Here is a 16,686-nt window from a genome sequence, read left to right on the forward strand (position 1 = left end):
GGCATGGCCGTTTCCGATGCAGATCTCGGGTATCTCGAGCGGTGTGTCGCCCTCGCTCGCACCGCGCTGGACGGGGGCGACGAGCCGTTCGGGTCCGTCCTCGTCGACCGCGACGACACCGTGCTCTTCGAGGGGCACAACGAGGTGCAGGGCGGCGATCAGACCCGGCACCCGGAGCTGGCGGCGGCCCAGTGGGCGGCCGCCAACCTCCACCCCGGGCAACGGGCCGCAGCGACGGTCTACACCTCCGGCGAGCACTGCCCGATGTGTGCCGCCGCGCACGCCTGGGTCGGCCTGGGCCGAATCGTCTACGCCGCATCGTCGGCCCAACTGACCCGCTGGCGAGCCGAGTGGGGCCTGCCGGCCGGACCGGTCGCGCCGCTCCCGGTCAACGCCGTCGCCCCGTACCTCGTGGTCGACGGCCCCGCGCCGCGCTTCGAGTCCGAGCTGAAAGAGCTCTACGCGCGCCGATTCCGGAGCTGACGTGTCCGCGGTGCCGCTGGGGCCGGTCTATGCCAGATTGTGGTCCGCCACGGCCCTGTCGAACCTCGGCGACGGGATCCGCGCCGCGGCCTTTCCGCTGCTCGCGGCGAGCCTGACCTCCAGTCCGGTCCTGGTGACCGGCGTCGCGGTCGCCGGGCAGCTGCCAGGTCTGCTGTTCGGCCTGCTGGCCGGAGTCGTCGCCGACCGGGTCAATCGACGCGTCCTGGTCCTGGTGATGGACATCGTCCGCACCGCACTGCTCATTGGGCTCGTGGCCATGATCGCGACCGGCCACGCCACGATCTGGGCGGTCTACGTCGTGGTCTTCGCGTCCGGTCTGGCGTCGGTGTTGCGCGACACGTCGGCCGGCACGCTACTGCCGTCGATCGTCGGCAAAGATCAACTCGACCGGGCCAACGGCCGCATGGTCACGGCCGAGATCGCGGGCAACGAGTTCGTCGGGCCCCCGCTGGGTGCCTACCTGTTCGGCGTCGCGATCGCCCTGCCGTTCGCCGTCAACGGTGGAACGATGGCGATCGCCGCGGCCTTGGTGGCCTCGATTCCGGCCCTGGTGCAGTCAAGATCAACTGTCGGCGCCGGAACCCCGGTGTCGAACGTGATCATGGATCTGCGAACCGGGCTCGGTTGGCTGATCAAGCGACGCGAGGTGCTGGCCGTCCCTGCGACCAGTGTCGCCCTGGCGATGACCGACAGCGCCTGGTTCACCCTGCTCGTGCTCTATCTCCGTGAGGTTGTCGGCCTGCCCGATCTCTGGTTCGGGATCATGTTGGCGGTCGGCGCCGTCGGCGGCCTGGCCGGGGGACTGGTCGCCGCCCGGATCGGGCGCGCCGTCGGGCTGCGATGGACCATCGTCGGCAGCCTGCTCGTCGCGGCGGCCGGGCAACTCGCCCTCGGAGTCACCAGCCGCGTGGCCGTCACCGCGATCGTGCTGGCCACCAGCAGCGCGGTCTTCGCCGTCTGGAATGTCGCGGCGCGTACGTTGATCCAGCGGCGGACACCCCTCGAGCTGTTGGGGCGCGTCAGCAGCATCAACGGAACCGTGATCACCGCAGCCTCGATCCTCGGTGCCCTGCTCGGCGGAGTCGTCGCCCAGCAGTTCGGTCTCCACCTGCCCTTCCTGCTGGGCGTTCCACTGCTCCTCGCGGCCGCCTCGATCGGCTGGTGGGCCCTGCGCCCACGCCTATGACCTGTGACGTGGCGAGTATCAGTGCGTGCCGAGATTGTCGTCGCCGACCAGAGTGGGGAATGTCGAGCCGCGACATCGCGGCCGGAAGTACCCCGATGAGGGGGAAGGGCCGGTCGGCGATCGGAGTTGCTCTGGGGTCCATTTGGCGGCGGAGTGCGCCCGCCGGGTCAGCGGAGGGCGTTGCTCTCCTTGCGTGCGTCGAGCCGGAGCTTGATCAGGCTCGCGATCACGGCGACGGCCATCGCGCCGACGATCACGCCGAGCGAGACGAAGGTGCCGATCTCGGGGGCCCAGGCGACGTGCTGGCCGCCGTTGATGAAGGGCAGTTCGTTCTCGTGCAGGGCGTGGAAGAACAGCTTCACCCCGATGAAGCCGAGGATGGCGGCGATCCCGTACTTCAGGAAGACGAGCTTCTCGACCAGATCGCCGAGCAGGAAGTACAGCTGCCGCAAGCCCATCAGGGCGAACACGTTGGCGGTGAAGACCAGGAACGGCTCGGTGGTGATGCCGAAGATCGCCGGGATCGAGTCGACCGCGAAGACGAGGTCGGTGGTGCCGAGCGCGATCAGGACGATGATCACCGGCGTGAACATGCGGCGTCCCCGGACCGTGGTCTTGAGCCGGGCGCCGTCGTACTGGTCGGTGATCGGGATCCGCCGGCGCAGGATCCTGATCAAGGGGTTCTCGGACTCGTCGTCGTGCTTGGCGACCGCCTGGTTGATCGCCGTGTAGATCAGGAACAGGCCGAACACGTAGAAGATCCAGCTGAAGTTCGAGATGAGCGTGGCACCGAGCAGGATGAAGACGCCGCGGAAGACGAGCGCCAGGATGATGCCGATCATCAGCAGTTCCTGCTGGTACGTCCTCGGCACCGCGAACCGCGCCATGATGATCAGGAACACGAACAGGTTGTCGATCGAGAGGCTGTACTCGGTCAGCCAGCCGGCGACGAACTGGCCGGCGTGCTCGGCGTCCCCGAGCAGCAGCAGGGCGCCGGCGAAGACCAGCGCGAGGAGGACGTAGAAGCCGATCCACAGCGCCGACTCCCGGGTGGACGGGATGTGCGGGCGCCGGAACGCCAGCACGATGTCGAAGTGAGGATCAGCGCCAGGACGACGTAGGTGCCGATCTCGAACCAGAGCGGGATGGTGAGCTCCACAGGAACCTTTCGGGTGGACGGTACGGACCCGAACGTCTCTCCCGCGCGGCCCCCGCCCGGATGTCTCCGGCGGGCCCGCGGTCGCGACCGGGGTTGCGGCGGCGGAACCCGTCATGACGATCGCGACGAAACTGGGATACTCCCCTTCAGGAGGCACAGTCTAGGGTGTGTCGACGGGCCGGTCGCACCGCGACTCGGCGATTACCGGAATTGCGGACAGAGCAGGTAAGGTGTCTGGTCGGTCACAGCTCTGCCTGGGGCCGTCTGAGTTGGGAAGGAATTCTGCATGGATTCGGCGCAACACGGGCTGGATCCGCGGTCCGAACTAGTGCTGGACACCCACGAGCTGGGACGCCGGCCGGGGGCGAGCCGCCACGTGCAGACGACCGTCCCGGCCCCGACGGGTCTTGGCCTTGCCGTGATCGGAGTGCCACCCGAGTCTGAGGTCGAGCTGGACGTACGTCTGGAATCGGTCGTCGAAGGAGTGCTGGTCACCGGAACCGCGGTGGTCCAGCTGCACGGGGAGTGCGTTCGGTGCCTGGGCGAGGTCAGTCGAGACCTGACCGTCGATCTCCAGGAGCTGTACGTGTATCCCGGCAGCGACGCGGAGGCCGACGAAGCCAGCCGGCTTCAGGGCGACCTGCTCGACCTGGAGCCGATTCTCCGGGACCAGGTGGTGCTCGACCTGCCGTACCGGCCGCTGTGCCGAGACGACTGCGAGGGGTTGTGCGCCACCTGTGGCGCCAACCTCAACGACGACCCGGACCACGGGCACGAAGCGCCCGTGGACCCCAGGTGGGCAGCGATCGCAGGGCTCGCACTCGAGTCGGACGAGCAGGAGCAGAGCAAGGACAACTGACCCGGAAGCGTCCGGGCCAAGGGCAAGGAGAAGATTCGTGGCCGTTCCGAAGCGGAGAATGTCCCGCAGCAACACCCGGCACCGCCGGTCCCAGTGGAAGGCCAAGCTGCCGACCCTGGTGACCTGTGCGAACCCGGCCTGCCGCGAGAAGCACCTGCCGCACGTGGCCTGCCCGGCCTGCGGTCAGTACGGACCGCGTTCGGCCCGTCGTCAGGTGCTCGCGTCCTGACCGAGTCAGCGGCGGCCCCCGACCAACGACCTGTCCGGGAGCTTCTTGACCAGCTCGGGATGCCGGTGCATCCCGAGTTGCTCGACCTTGCCCTCACCCACCGCTCGTACGCGTACGAGAAGGGCGGGCTGCCGACCAACGAGCGGCTGGAGTTCCTCGGCGACGCCGTGCTCAGCCTGGTCGTCACCGAGCATCTCTACCTGACCCACCCGGAACAGTCCGAGGGTCAGCTGGCGAAGCTGCGCTCGGCGGTCGTCCGGGCCACGACGCTGGCCGAGATCGCCCGCGAACTCGACCTCGGCTCGGCCGTCTACCTGGGCCGCGGCGAGGAGTCGACCGGCGGCCGGGACAAGTCCTCCATCCTGGCCGACACGATGGAGGCCGTGATCGGCGCCGTCTTCCTGGGCCATGGCATCGAGGCCGCGGCGCGGTTCATCCACCACCTGTTCGACGACCTGATGGCCGAGGCGGCGACCCGCGGTGCCGGGCTGGACTGGAAGACCAGCCTGCAGGAGATCGCGTCGCTGTCGAACCTCGGCGTGCCCAGCTACGAGATCAGCGAGTCCGGGCCGGACCACGCGAAGTCGTTCGAGGCCCGGGTGGTGCTCGGCGAGGAGCGGTTCGGGCCTGGCGCCGGCCGGAACAAGAAGGAGGCCGAGCAGAACGCGGCCTCGGTCGCGTTCGAGGCCGTCACCTCCCGGCTGAAACTGACCCAGGCCGAGTCGGCGCCGTCGACCGACGGGGTCGGCGGGGTCGTCGCCGCCGACTGAGTCCGGCGCCAGGCTCCACGTCCGATGCCCGAGCTTCCCGAGGTCGAGGTCGTCCGGCGCGGCCTGTCCACCGCCGTACGAGGTCGTACGATCACGCGGGTCGACGTGCTGCACGACCGGCCGGTCCGTCGGCATCTGGCCGGCCCGGCCGACTTCGCCGCCCAACTGACCGGTCGCCGGTTCGCCGAGCCGCGCCGACGCGGCAAGTATCTGTGGTTGCCGTTCGAGGACGGCGACGCGCTGCTGGCCCATCTCGGGATGAGTGGCCAGTTCCGCTCCGACGAGGCGACGCTGCCGGACCCGCCGAACACCAGGATCAGGTTCGTCTTCGCCGACGGCGGGCCGGAGCTGCGGTTCGTCGACCAGCGGATGTTCGGCGGCCTCAGCCTGTCGCCGGACGGCGCCGAGCTGCCGGCCGAGGTGGCGCACATCGCGCGGGACCCGTTCGATCCCGAATTCGATCTTGATCAGACCGTGGCCCGGCTGCGCCGCAAGCGCAGCGGGGTGAAGCGGGCGCTGCTCGATCAGGAGTTGATCTCCGGCATCGGCAACATCTATGCCGACGAAGCGCTCTGGCGGAGCCGGCTGCACTACGCCAAGCCCGCCGACCGGCTGACCCGGAAGGCAGCGGTCGGCGTGATCATGGAGGCGACCGCGGTGATGCGGGAGGCCCTCGGCGAGGGCGGCACGTCCTTCGATTCCCTGTACGTCAACGTGAACGGCAGCAGCGGCTACTTCGAGCGGGCGCTCGCCGTGTACGGACGCGAGGGCCTGCCCTGCCTGCGCTGCGGGCGACCGATCAAGCGAGAGCCGTTCATGAACCGCTCCTCGTTCCGCTGCCCGCGCTGCCAGCCGGCGCCGCGGATGATCATCAGGGCGTCCTGACTCAGGTCCGGCGGCCGATCAGCATCGGCGGCTGTCCGTTCGTGCTGATCAGCACCTGCCCCGGCCCGGTGGTCAGGACATCGTCGCGGGACAGCCACGATCCGCCGTGCGGCAGCCGGATCCGACCGGTCTCAGCACCGCTGGCGAAGTCGAAGATGATCACCTGCCGGTTGGGACGAACCTCGCCCAGCCGTGGTTCGGCCGTGCCTTCGACGATCGCCGCGCCGGCTTCGACGAGGACCCCGGCCGGGGCCCCGTCGTTCAGTTCGATCGGCAGTTCTCGCACCGTCCGGTGAGCCAGGCTGGGACCCCAGTCGTTGAACTCCAGCGTTCTGCCGCTCAGCTGCGCCCAGCCGTAGCGTCCGACGGCGGTGTCGCCGGGATCTCCGTCGACGGTCGCGCTGTCGAACTGGGTCGGTTCCTCGGGGGGTTCGGTGGGTGCGATCCCGATGCCGGGCTCCGCACTGTCGACCGCCAGCACCCCGTCTCCCAGGTCGCGGACGGCTTGGAAGTCGCAGGCCGTGCTGCGGTCGATCTGCTGCCGGCCGATGCGGATGTCGCAGAGGCCTCCGTTCTCGTCCACGTCGATCGCCACGATCGCGGTATCGGTCGCCAGGGCGAGCTCTGCGTCGACGGTCTCGATCACGCGACCGCCGGCCGGATCGAGGACCTGCCAGTGAGCGTGCTTCCGCACCAGCACGTGCTCGGGCAGGCGCCGCGATCGATGATCGAGCAACCGTTGTGGATTCTCCGCCTGCCAGACCTTACTGCCGGTGAGGTCGTAGCCCACGGCGCAGCTCGAGACCTCGTTGCAGGTCTGGTGCAGCACCGTGACATCCCCGGACGCGGCCAGCGGCATGGCCCCGGCGACCTCGGTCGGCCAGAGCGGCCGGCCGGTGGCGTCGTACAGTTGGGACCTCTCGTCGTCCGAGACCAGGACGTGGTCACCCGCGATCGTCAATCGGTCACCGCCACGCAGCGCCACCTCGCCGAGGAACCGGCCGTCGGCCAGCGCGAGGAAGACGGCGCGCTCGGTGTTCTTGAGAACGGCAGCTTCGCCGATCACCCCGACCGGCCGCAGACCGTCGCCGGTGACCGCCGGGTCGGCCTGCCAGATGACCCCGGTCCCGCCGTACTCGACCTGGCGAAGCCTCAGCGGTACGGCGACCGCGGCGACGATCCCGGCCAGCACGCCCAGCACCGTGACCGCGGTGACCCCGCGGACGAAGGCCGGACGGGCCGGATCGGCGACCACGGTCCGGACCATGATCACGATCAGCACGCCGGCCGCGATCAGCCAGCCCACCATCGGGATCACGTCCTGGTCGAGAAAGCACCAGACGGCGATCCCGATCGTCCCGGCGAGCAGGGCTCCGGCGACGGCGACGCCGCCGACGGTGGCCCGGTCGAACGTGATGGTGCTGTGCGGCGGCATGGGCAACGACCGTAGCGAGGGACGGCGCAGTGCGGTCAGCGACGGCGGCTCAGGATCCTGATGGGCCCATGCAGGATCAGGTATCCGCCCTGATCAGGTCCGTGGGGGCGACCTCGCGGCGGTGGATGATCACGTCGAACCAGTCGGCGAGCGTGCCGCCGCTGCCCTCGGAGTCGTAGCCCTCGTCCGGGTAGCCGCGGGCCAGGAACGGGGCGGCGAGCCATTCCCGGACCTCGTTCGGGACCCGGCCGCTCAGGTCGAGCACGGACTGATCATGATCAAGACCGGTGAACGTGTGCTCGTACCAGTCCGGCTTCGGCACCGGCACGTCGACGACTGCGCCGGTCTCGGTCCGGTACGTGCCGTGGTGGAACCCGAAGCCGATCACCCGATAGCGCTCGCCGTACCAGCCGGCGAGGTGGGAACCGACCGGAGCGAACGTCACCGGATAGCCACCGGTGATGGACACCCTCGCGGCCCGGGAGGTGTGCGAGGTCGCGGCCCAGTAGACCGCCTTGGTCCGGGTCAGGTCGTGCCACCAGCGGATCGTCCCGGCCGCGCCGGCGTCACGGAAGCTCGGGATCTCCGGCGGCGGGAAACTGTAGTGCAGGTAGAACTTCTGGATCTGACGGGCCGCCTGGCCGGCCAGCTCGCGCCGAAGATCACCGGGGCGGCAGGGCAGGGCGTCGACGATCTCGCGCAGCCGGGCGGCCCGGGTCAGGAACGGCTCCTTGTCCTGGACCTTCAGGAAGTACCAACGGGCGTACCCGCCGATCGAGTTGCAGTCGGGGTCGTCGGTCTTGCTGCAGTCGGGGATCAGGTACTTGATCAACTCGGCGACCTCGGCCCGGTGCTCGGGCGCGACCTTCGCCAGGTAGGCCTTCAGCTCGGTGTAGACGAACGGCAGCGTCGCGTAATGCTCGGCGCCGACGAACCGTACCTGATCATTCCGCTGCCGGAGGTTGTGCCGGCGCAGCCACCGCAGCAGGTCGACGACCTGCTGGTTCCGCCAGGCCGGGCTCATCTGGTTGACCAGGGCGATCAGGTCGCCGGCGCCGGTGCTCAGGTGACGGTCGATCAACAGGCAGAGCGACCAGTCCTCCTCCCAGAACAGGGTACGGAAGCCCTGCCGCTCGACCAGTTGCCGCAGCACCCGGTGCTTCAGTGTGGTGACCTCGGCGAAATTGTGGCCGTGCTCGCCGAGCCCGACCAGGGTCGCGCCACGGGTCAGCCGGGGCAGCAGGCGAAGGTCATCCAGCGGCGCCGAAGGGTCGACGGTGCGCAACGAGACCGCCTGGTCCCGGATCCACCGTTGCACCGGGTCGCCGACCGTCCGTGGTTCGGCGAACGCGGCGCCCGGCACCGCGGCGGCGATCGTCGCGCCCGCCCCCGCGGCGAGCAGGCTGCGTCGGCTGATCTTGGTCCGGTCCGTGCTCTTGTTGATGATCATGGTCGGTGGCTCCCCCTCGGTGATGGCGACAAGGGCCATCCTGGTCCGTCACCGGCTCCGGCACATCGGTGCCGGAGCCGATTCCGGCTACGTCACGCTACGTAGCCGCGGCGGACACCGACCGTGACAAGGATCATCAGTCGGTGGCGGTCTCGACGCCGGCGATGCCCGCCTTTCCTGCCTCGACGTGGATCCGGCCGGCCAGCTCGAGCGGTGCGCCCGGCCGGGTCACGTAGGGGACCACCTTGTAGTCGGTTTGCCAGGCGTCCGGGGTCACCGAACAGCTGACGTACCCGCGCTGGGCGTTGTGGAACTTCAGGTGCGGGTTCTCGGCCAGCCAGATCCGGCCGAGGTTGTCCATCGCCGCGCCGTCCCGGCCGGAGGTGATCGACGAGCCGAGGAACTCCGTACCGATCGTCCGCGACGACGGGTCGTCGAAGTCCAGCTTGAGGTCCGCCGCCGTGCCGCGGTGGGCGTCGCCGGTGAGCACGACGAAGTTGTCCACGCCCCGGTCGGCGACGGCGTTGAACAGCCGCTGCCGGGCCGCGGTGTAGCCGTCCCACGGGTCGAGTCCGTACCGAGTGTCCGGGCCCTCGGTGTGATCGGCCTGGAACATGAAGACCTGGTTGCCGACGATGTTCCAGGTGGTCCGGGACCGGTCCAGGCCGTCGACCAGCCAACGCTCCTGCCGGGCGCCGAGCATCGTCCGCTCCGGATCGTGCCGATCGTCCTGCGCGGTCGGCTGGACGTCCCGGAACTGCCGGGTGTCCACCATGTGCAGCGAGGCCAGCCGGCCGAACGGCCGCCGCCGGAACAGCTTCATGTCGGGACCGTCGGGCTTGGACTCCAGCCGCAACGGCTGGTTCTCGTAGAACGCCTGGAACGCGTCGGCGCGGCGCTTCAGGAAGATCGCCGGATCCTGGTCCGGCTCGGTGTCCGGCTGCGAGTGGCTGCCGGCCCAGTTGTTCTCGACGTCATGATCATCGACGGTGACCAGCCACGGGAAGGCGGCGTGCGCGAGTTGCAGTTCCGGGTCGGCCTTGTACTGCCCGAACCGGATCCGGTAGTCGGCCAGCGAGAACGTCTCGACCGCCGGCAGATGGCCACGGCCGATGGTGCCCTGGCCGCCGCCCTCGTAGATGTAGTCGCCGAGGTGGACGACGAAGTCGAGGTCCTCCGCGGCCAGGTGGGAGAAGGCGGTGTAGTAGCCCTCGTAGTAGTTCTGGCAACTGGCGAACGCGAAGTCGAGCCGGTTGACCGCCGCCTTCGGGTCCGGCGCGGTCCGGGTCCGGCCGACCGGACTGGTGTAGCCGCCGGTCCGGAACCGGTACCAGTAGCGGCGGTGCGCCCGGAGCCCGGTCACCTCGACGTGCACGGAGTGATTGAGCGCGGGCGAGGCCTTCGCAGTGCCGCGGGCGACCACCCGCCGGAACCGATCATCCTCGGCGACCTGCCATTCGACCGGGATCACCCGGTCCGGCATCCCGCCGGTGCCGTCCGGGCTGACCGGGTCGAGGGCGAGCCGGGTCCACAGCACCACGCCGTCGGGGTACGGTTCGCCGGACCCGACGCCCAGCCGGAACGGGTCGTCGGGAAACTGCGGCTTGGCCCAGGCGCGGCCGGGATCGGCCAGGTGGACGCCGACGGCGGCGGCGAGCGCGCTGCCGGTGCCGAGGGCGAGGAATCGTCGTCGATCTGATCGCGGGTTCATGCAGGAATCAAATCCGGCGCGGCCATATGTGGTCAATGGCCCGTCCGAAACTGGCCGGGGTCCTCGACAAACCATGGTTCTACATGTTGTAGAGTCGCGCTGCACACGTCCGTTCGAAGGGGAGTCCGCATGGCGCGACAGCGGTTGTTGATCATGGTGTTGGCGTTGGTGGTGATCGTCGCCGGGTGTGCCGCGCCGGCCGCGCCGGCGAGCCGGCCGTCGGCTGCCGGGTCGGTGACCGTGGAGAACTGCGGAGTGACGACGACGTACCCGGAACCGCCGAAGTCGATCTTGGCCATGAACGTCACCGCGGTCGAGACGATGATCATGCTCGGCGCCGGTGACCGGCTGATCGGCCGCCAGACCGAGACCGACGATCCGCGCCCGGTGCCGGAGGCGGCCGCGGACTTCGACCGGCTCGAGGTGCTCGGCAAGGCCAATCTCAGCGGCGAGAGGATCGCCGATCTCGGGCCCGAGCTGGTCGTCGCCGGCTGGGACCTGTTCGACGAGGACGAGGGGCGCAGCCGCGACCAGTTGCTCGGTTACGGCATCAACACGTTCGGCTTCACCGAGTACTGCGCGGGCGGGTTCGCCGGGTTCGAGACGCTGGAGAAGGATCTTCGTGATCTTGGCGCGATCCTCGGCACGCCGGACCGGGCCGAGGCGTTGATCGCTGACCTGCGCGAGCGGCTGGACCGGTCCCGGTCCGTGCTCGACGGGGTACGGCCGCTGCGCACGTTCTACTACGACAGCGGGACCGACGGCCCGTACACCCCGGGCGGGCCCGGCGTGCTCAGCTTCATCGCCGACCAGGCGAAGGCACCGAGCGTGATCAGCGGCGGCGAGCGGCCGTTCATCACGGCCAGCTGGGAGCAGGTCGCCGACCAGCAGCCGGAGGTGATCGTGATCCTCGACTACCCGTACTCGGGCACGGTCGCGGACAAGATCAAGATCCTGGAGGCGAATCCGCTGATGGCCTCGACCCCGGCCGTCCGGCAGCGCCGCTATGTCACGCTCGGCCTGTACGACACGTTCGAGGGCGTCCGCATCCCGCGCACGGTGGAGTATCTCGCCGAGGCCGTCCATGGGAAGCAGCCGCGGTGATCCGTCGGGTCGCGCTGGTCCCGTTCTACGGCACCGGTGCGGTGCTGCTCGCGTTCCTGGTCGTCGCCGGCGTCTCGATCGGGTCCGCCGACCTGCCGCCCTCCGACGTCTGGGCGATCGTCGGCCACCAGCTGGTCGGCATCCCGGAACAGCCGTGGTGGCGCGAGACCCGGGAACGGATCGTCCTCGATTCGAGGCTGCCGCGCACCCTGATGGCGGCCGTGGTGGGGGCGATGCTCGGCCTGGCCGGGGCGCTGGCGCAGCGCGTCACCCGGAATCCGCTCGCGGATCCGTACCTGCTCGGGGTCTCGTCCGGCGCCAGCTTCGGCGTGATGCTGGTGATCGTCTTCGGGATCGGTGCCGCGCTCGGCCCCTGGGCGATGCCCGTCGCGGCGTTCCTCGGCACCCTGATCCCGATCGGCGCCTGCCTGCTGGTGGCGAGCCGCTCCCGCAACACGGTCGCGCTGATCTTGATGGGGGTCGCCATGGCCCAGTTCTTCTCGGCCGGCGTCACGTTCGTGCTGATGGTGATCGCCGACGAGCGCCAGGTGACCGCGGTGGTGCGCTGGACGGCCGGCGGTTTCGGCGCCACCGACTGGTCGATGATCATGCTGCCGGTGATCATCCTGCTCCTGCTCGGGATTGGAGTGATCATGGCCGGGCGTCGGCTCGACCTGCTGCACGCGGGCGACGAGGCGGCGGCCGCGCTCGGGATGAACGTGCCGCGGTTCCGGGCGCTGACGCTGCTCGCGGTCTCGGTGCTGGCGGCCGTCTCGGTGAGCGTGGCCGGCCCGATCGGGTTCATCGGACTGCTGGTGCCGCACGTGGCGTCGTTCCTGGTCGGCGTCACCGGCCGGAGGCTGCTGCCGGCCTCGGCCCTGCTCGGTGCGCTGGCCCTGGTCGGAGCCGAACTGCTGGCCCGGGTGCTGCTCGACGGGCGGGAGGTCCCGGTCGGCGTGGTGACCTCGGCGATCGGCGCACCGATCTTCGTCGTGCTGCTCTACCGCCAGTTCCGGGAACGGATCCTGTGATGCTCGAACTCGATCGAGTGGGTGTCACGCTGCGCGGCCGGCGCATCCTGGACGGGGTCAGCCTGACCGTCGCCGCGGGCGAGGTGGTCGCGCTGGTCGGCCCGAACGGCAGCGGCAAGACGACCACGCTGCGCTGCTGCTACCGCCAGGTCCCGGTCGACGGCGGCAAGATCATGATCGACGGCCGCGAGCTCCGGACGCTGTCCCGGCGCCGGTTGTCCCAGCTGCTGACCGCGAGCGTCCAGGAGCCCGAATCGCTGCCGGGCATGACGGTCCGGGAGTCGGTGACCGCCGGCCGGGTGCCGCGGCTCCGGCTGCACCAGGTGCTGACTGCGGTTGACCAGCGGCGGGTCGCCGAGTGTCTGACCACCGTTGGGCTGGCCGACCTGGCGGAGCGCGATCTCAGCCGGCTGTCCGGTGGCGAGCGGCAGCGGGTCTCGATCGCCCGGGCACTGGCCAGTGACCCGCGGGTGCTGTTGCTCGACGAGCCGACCAATCACCTCGACCTGCGCTACCAGCTGACCGTTCTCGAACTGTGCCGGGAGCTGGCCCGGAGTCAGGGCCTGGCGATCCTGATGACCGTTCATGATCTTCAGCAGGCGGCCAACTATGCCGACCGGGTGGTGATCATCGACGACGGCCGGGTGATCGCCGAGGGTGCCGCGGGCGAGGCGCTGCGGCCGGAGGTCCTTGATCAGGTGTTCGGGGTACGGGGCCGGCTGGACCGCGGCGCCGGCGGCTCGTACCGCCTGGAACTGGACGGGCTGGCGCCGGCCCGACCTTGATCATCAGGCCCGGGTGTGCTCGGAAATCAACACGGCGGTGGTGCCCGGCTCGAGGGCCCGGAAGACGTGGGCGACGTCGCCGGGGTAGCTGAGGTAGTCGCCGGGACCGAGCTCGACCGGGTCGTCGGCCGGCCCGACCTCGGCCCGGCCGGCGCCCATGATCACGTGCTCGACAATGCCGGGCAGGTGCGGGTCGGAGTCGCGGGCGCTGCCCGGCTGGGCGGTGACCAGGAAGATGTCGCGGCGGGCCGACGGCGGGCTGGACGAGAGCAGCGTCGCGACATAGTCGGCCCGGTCGGAGGCGACCGCCGGGCCTTCGCCGGCCCGGATCAGGGTGGTCGGCGGCCGGGTCGGCTGGACCAGTTGGGAGATCGGCACGTCGAGTGCCGTACTCAACGCCCAAAGAGTCTCCACGCTCGGGTTACCGGAGCCGGACTCGAGCTGGGACAGGGTCGACTTGGCGATCCCGGCCCGCCGGGCGACCTCGCCCAGCGACAACCCGGTCCGGCGCCGCTCGGCCCGCAGAGCCGCCGCGATCACGTCCAGCGGGGCGCGGCTTCGCTCGGACCGCTCCTCGGCCATGGTTCTCCTATCGGTCGGCTCATCGTACGGTCGTTCGGTTTGACGAACGCCTTGAATACGTTCACCATAGGCTACATGCGTTCGATATGGCGAACGGCGGATCGGGGGATGGTCCGGGACGTCGCGGTGGTCAGTGCGGCGGTGGCTTTGGTCGCCGTCTCGTACGGCGCGATCGCGGTCGGCTCCGGCTTCCCGCTCTGGGTGCCGGCGTTGCTCTCGGTCACCGTGCTGGCCGGCTCGGCGGAATTCCTGTTCGTCGGAATCCTCGCCGCCGGCGGCGGTCCGGTCGCCGCCGTCCTGGCCGGACTGCTGGTCAACGCCCGGCACCTGCCGTTCGGGCTGGCCGTCGCCGACGTGGTGGGCACCGGCTGGCGCCGGCTGCTCGGCAGTCACCTGATGAACGACGAGTCGGTCGCGCTGGCGCTCGGGCAGACCGATCCGGACCGGCGGCGGGCCGCGTTCTGGCTGTGCGGGTTCGGCGTGCTGCTCTGCTGGCCCGGCGGCGCGATCCTGGGCGGGCTGCTCGGTGGCCTGGTCGCCGACCCGGCCCAGCTCGGCCTGGACGCGATGTTCCCCGCCGTCCTGCTCGCCGTCGCCCTGCCGGCCCTGCGGAAGTCCGGCCGGGTGCGCCGGGCCGCCGCCGTCGGGTGCGTGATCGCCCTGGTCACCACGCCGTTCCTGCCGCCCGGGCTGCCGGTGCTGCTGGCCCTGGTCGGGCTGCTGGCCGCCCTGCCCGGCGTACGGACCTCGCGATGAACCCGCTGGTCGTGATCATCGGCGCGCTCTGCCTCGCCCTCGGCACGTACGCCTTCCGGCTGACCGGCCCCCTGCTGGCCCACCGGATCGACCTGTCCGAGCGGGTCCAGGAACTGATCGACACCTCGACCATCGTGCTGCTGCTCGCCGTCGTGGCCACCACGGCGACGACCGAGGCCCAGCAGTTCGCCGGGGTCGCCCGCCCGGCCGGCGTCCTGGTCGCCGGCGTGCTGGCCTGGCGCCGGGCGCCGTTCGTGATCACCGTGACCGCCGCGGCCGCCGTCGCCGCCGGCCTGCGGTTGCTCGGCCTTCCCTGAACGTCTTGCCGCCGACCGGCCATCGTCCGTTCCCCCGAAGATCACCGCGGCGCCAGCCCGCGCCCGCACACTGCCCGGGTGACCGTTGCTCGTCGCCGCCTGCTGCAGGCCGCCATCGTTGCCCCCGCCGTCGTCGCCGCCGCGGAGGTGCCGGCCGCCCGGGCCGACACCGCCAAGCCGGCCAAGTCCTCGACCTCGCGCTTCACGGTCGCGGTCCTGCCCGACACCCAGTACCTGTTCGACGAAGGCGGCTCGGACTCCGAGCCGGTCGCCGCGACGCTGCGCCACCTGGTCGGCGAGCACCGACGATCCGACCTGGTGTTCCTGGCCCATCTCGGCGACGTCACCGAGCACGGCACCGAGGCGGAACTGCGGCAGGCCGACGCCGTGTTCCAGGCGATCGACGGCAAGCTGCCGTACAGCGTGCTGGCCGGCAACCACGACGTCCCCGGCAACTCGGACGACCAGCGCGGCGACACTCCGTACCTGCAGACGTTCGGGCCGCAGCGGTTCCGGCGGTCGAAGACGTACGGCGGCTCCTCGAAGGACGGCTACAACAGCTTCCACACCTTCACGGCCGGTGGCCGCGAGTGGCTCGTCCTGGCCCTCGACTGGCGCATCTCCGACGCCGGGCTGGCCTGGGCGCAGGGAGTGCTGGACCGGCATCCCGCGTTGCCGGTGATCTTGACGACGCACGAGATCGCCTGGGCCGACGACGACGGCAAGGCCCAGCTCTCCGAGTACGGGGAGCGGTTGTGGGACCGGCTGATCAAGGGCAACGACCAGATCTTCCTCGCCATCGGCGGACACTACTGGCCGCCCGGGCGGGTCACGATGACCAACGACCACGGCAATCCGGTGCACCTGCACATCACGAACTACCAAGATCGTTACTACGGCGGCGCCGGCATGGTCCGCTGCTACACCTTCGACCTGGCGCGCGACACGATCGACGTCACGACGTTCTCGCCGTGGCTGATGGGGCGGCGCACGCCCGCTCCGCTCGAGGTCGAGACCGCGGAGCTCACCGGCGGCGTCGACCGGTTCAACGTCGACGTCGACTTCCGGTCTCGGTTCGCCGGTTTCGCCCCGCCGAAGCTGCCGGACCCGCGACCGGCGAGCGCCGTCATGCCGCGCGGGACCGTCGCCTACTGGCGCTTCGACGCGGCAGGCCTGACCGGCTCCGGCGGCGACGGGTCCACGGTCGCCGACGGGGTCGTCGCCCGCGACCTGACCGGCTCCGGCAACGACCTCACCGTCGAACGGCTGCACTCCAGCGGCCCGGACGCCCTGCGCCGGTCGTCCGCTCACCACGACGCCCAGCCGGCACACGCCAGCCTGCGCTTCGGCGGCGGCAAGGACCCGGACCGCGGCGCGGTGCTCCGGACCGGTGCGACGGCGCCGCTGAACAGCCTGAAGTTCCGGGACGGCTACACGATCGAGACGTTCATCAAGCTGCCCGAGCCGTTCGAGGGCGATCACGCCTGGATGGGCATCCTGAGTTGGGAGGGGCGCGCGGGCGACGCCGGCAAGCACAGCGGCTGGTCCGACGACGAGCCGACCTGCAGCCTCAACCTGTCGCCGGAACGGTTCCTCCAGTTCGTCGTCTACCCGGTCCCGGGCGACGCCGACCCGACCTCGTGGAGCCACGCGCTGCCGGTCGGCCGGTGGACCCATCTCGCGGTGGTGAACGACGGCCGGCAGACGACGGTCTACGTCGATGGCTCGCCGATCGCCCGGAACGCGAGCGAGGAGTCGAACGGGATCTCGACGCTCGGCAAGCCGTTCGCGATCGGTGGCACCCAGTTCGCCGGTGCGTACGGGCAGGGCTACTACGGCTGGATCGGCGACACCCGGATCGTGAACCGGCCGCTGCGGCCGAGCCAGTTCCTGCACGTCGTGGAGGACCCGTCCGGCTGATCC

General features: G+C 70.4%; 17 protein-coding genes. 12 read left to right on the forward strand and 5 right to left on the reverse strand.

What is annotated here, in order from left to right:
• Positions 1–3 precede the first annotated feature (3 nt).
• Together BKA15_RS28300 and BKA15_RS28305 are read left to right on the forward strand one after the other, a co-directional pair.
• Positions 4–483 (forward strand): nucleoside deaminase, encoded by a 480-nt coding sequence (locus BKA15_RS28300; protein WP_179756652.1) that lies wholly within the window; start codon positions 4–6, stop codon positions 481–483.
• A 1-nt stretch (position 484) separates the two neighbouring features.
• The gene (locus BKA15_RS28305; protein ID WP_179756654.1) at positions 485–1,690 is read left to right on the forward strand and encodes an MFS transporter; all 1,206 of its coding nucleotides are present in this window, start codon (positions 485–487) and stop codon (positions 1,688–1,690) included.
• Positions 1,691–1,857: 167 nt separating this feature from the next.
• Here BKA15_RS28305 and BKA15_RS28310 read toward each other — a convergent pair whose 3' ends face one another.
• Positions 1,858–2,775, reverse strand: a complete 918-nt coding sequence (locus BKA15_RS28310; protein ID WP_312879465.1) for a TerC/Alx family metal homeostasis membrane protein — start codon at positions 2,773–2,775, stop codon at positions 1,858–1,860.
• Positions 2,776–3,135: 360 nt separating this feature from the next.
• Here BKA15_RS28310 and BKA15_RS28315 point away from each other — a divergent pair, with 360 nt between their 5' ends.
• Genes BKA15_RS28315 through mutM form a run of 4 tightly spaced genes read left to right on the forward strand, consistent with a single transcriptional unit; the run spans position 3,136 to position 5,592 of the window.
• A complete protein-coding gene (locus BKA15_RS28315; protein WP_179756656.1) occupies positions 3,136–3,708 on the forward strand; it encodes a YceD family protein in 573 nt (190 codons plus the stop codon).
• Positions 3,709–3,745: 37 nt separating this feature from the next.
• Positions 3,746–3,937 carry a 50S ribosomal protein L32 gene (gene rpmF, locus BKA15_RS28320; protein ID WP_179756658.1) on the forward strand — a complete coding sequence of 64 codons (192 nt, stop codon included), beginning with the start codon at positions 3,746–3,748 and terminating at the stop codon, positions 3,935–3,937.
• A 59-nt stretch (positions 3,938–3,996) separates the two neighbouring features.
• The gene (rnc, locus tag BKA15_RS28325; protein ID WP_179756660.1) at positions 3,997–4,707 is read left to right on the forward strand and encodes a ribonuclease III; all 711 of its coding nucleotides are present in this window, start codon (positions 3,997–3,999) and stop codon (positions 4,705–4,707) included.
• A 24-nt stretch (positions 4,708–4,731) separates the two neighbouring features.
• On the forward strand, positions 4,732–5,592 hold the full coding sequence (gene mutM / locus BKA15_RS28330) for a bifunctional DNA-formamidopyrimidine glycosylase/DNA-(apurinic or apyrimidinic site) lyase (protein ID WP_179756662.1): 861 nt from the start codon (positions 4,732–4,734) through the stop codon (positions 5,590–5,592).
• 1 nt (position 5,593) lies between these two features.
• On the opposite strand, the gene BKA15_RS28335 is transcribed toward mutM, so the two are convergent.
• The 3 genes from BKA15_RS28335 to BKA15_RS28345 form a co-directional block, all read right to left on the reverse strand.
• Positions 5,594–7,027 carry a hypothetical protein gene (locus BKA15_RS28335; RefSeq protein WP_179756664.1) on the reverse strand — a complete coding sequence of 478 codons (1,434 nt, stop codon included), beginning with the start codon at positions 7,025–7,027 and terminating at the stop codon, positions 5,594–5,596.
• Between the two features lie 76 nt (positions 7,028–7,103).
• The gene (locus BKA15_RS28340; RefSeq protein ID WP_179756666.1) at positions 7,104–8,516 is read right to left on the reverse strand and encodes an erythromycin esterase family protein; all 1,413 of its coding nucleotides are present in this window, start codon (positions 8,514–8,516) and stop codon (positions 7,104–7,106) included.
• A gap of 97 nt (positions 8,517–8,613) precedes the next feature.
• Complete coding sequence (locus BKA15_RS28345) at positions 8,614–10,188, reverse strand: alkaline phosphatase D family protein (protein ID WP_179756668.1); 1,575 nt, start codon at positions 10,186–10,188, stop codon at positions 8,614–8,616.
• A 129-nt stretch (positions 10,189–10,317) separates the two neighbouring features.
• Between BKA15_RS28345 and BKA15_RS28350 the strand changes: the two genes are divergently transcribed.
• The 3 genes from BKA15_RS28350 to BKA15_RS28360 are packed head-to-tail and all read left to right on the forward strand — an operon-like array spanning position 10,318 to position 13,108.
• On the forward strand, positions 10,318–11,292 hold the full coding sequence (locus tag BKA15_RS28350; protein ID WP_179756670.1) for an ABC transporter substrate-binding protein: 975 nt from the start codon (positions 10,318–10,320) through the stop codon (positions 11,290–11,292).
• Positions 11,289–12,323 (forward strand): FecCD family ABC transporter permease, encoded by a 1,035-nt coding sequence (locus BKA15_RS28355; protein ID WP_179756672.1) that lies wholly within the window; start codon positions 11,289–11,291, stop codon positions 12,321–12,323. The genes BKA15_RS28350 and BKA15_RS28355 overlap by 4 nt, the downstream gene beginning before the upstream one ends.
• Entirely contained in the window at positions 12,323–13,108 is a 786-nt protein-coding gene (locus BKA15_RS28360) for an ABC transporter ATP-binding protein (RefSeq protein WP_179756674.1), read from the forward strand. The genes BKA15_RS28355 and BKA15_RS28360 overlap by 1 nt, the downstream gene beginning before the upstream one ends.
• Positions 13,109–13,111: 3 nt before the next feature.
• Here BKA15_RS28360 and BKA15_RS28365 read toward each other — a convergent pair whose 3' ends face one another.
• Positions 13,112–13,690: a helix-turn-helix domain-containing protein gene (locus BKA15_RS28365; RefSeq protein WP_179756676.1), complete on the reverse strand. Its 579-nt coding sequence runs from the start codon at positions 13,688–13,690 to the stop codon at positions 13,112–13,114.
• A gap of 75 nt (positions 13,691–13,765) precedes the next feature.
• On the opposite strand from BKA15_RS28365, the gene BKA15_RS28370 reads away from it, so the two are divergent.
• The 3 genes from BKA15_RS28370 (at position 13,766) to BKA15_RS28380 (ending at position 16,683) form a co-directional block, all read left to right on the forward strand.
• On the forward strand, positions 13,766–14,446 hold the full coding sequence (locus BKA15_RS28370) for an AzlC family ABC transporter permease (RefSeq protein ID WP_179756678.1): 681 nt from the start codon (positions 13,766–13,768) through the stop codon (positions 14,444–14,446).
• Positions 14,443–14,763, forward strand: a complete 321-nt coding sequence (locus BKA15_RS28375) for a branched-chain amino acid transport AzlD family protein (protein ID WP_179756680.1) — start codon at positions 14,443–14,445, stop codon at positions 14,761–14,763. The genes BKA15_RS28370 and BKA15_RS28375 overlap by 4 nt, the downstream gene beginning before the upstream one ends.
• Before the next feature lie 78 nt (positions 14,764–14,841).
• A complete protein-coding gene (locus tag BKA15_RS28380) occupies positions 14,842–16,683 on the forward strand; it encodes a LamG-like jellyroll fold domain-containing protein (protein WP_179756682.1) in 1,842 nt (613 codons plus the stop codon).
• Positions 16,684–16,686 lie beyond the last annotated feature (3 nt).

Origin of the sequence: Microlunatus parietis, assembly GCF_013407955.1 — a bacterium.
GTDB classification, from domain to species: domain Bacteria; phylum Actinomycetota; class Actinomycetes; order Propionibacteriales; family Propionibacteriaceae; genus Microlunatus; species Microlunatus parietis.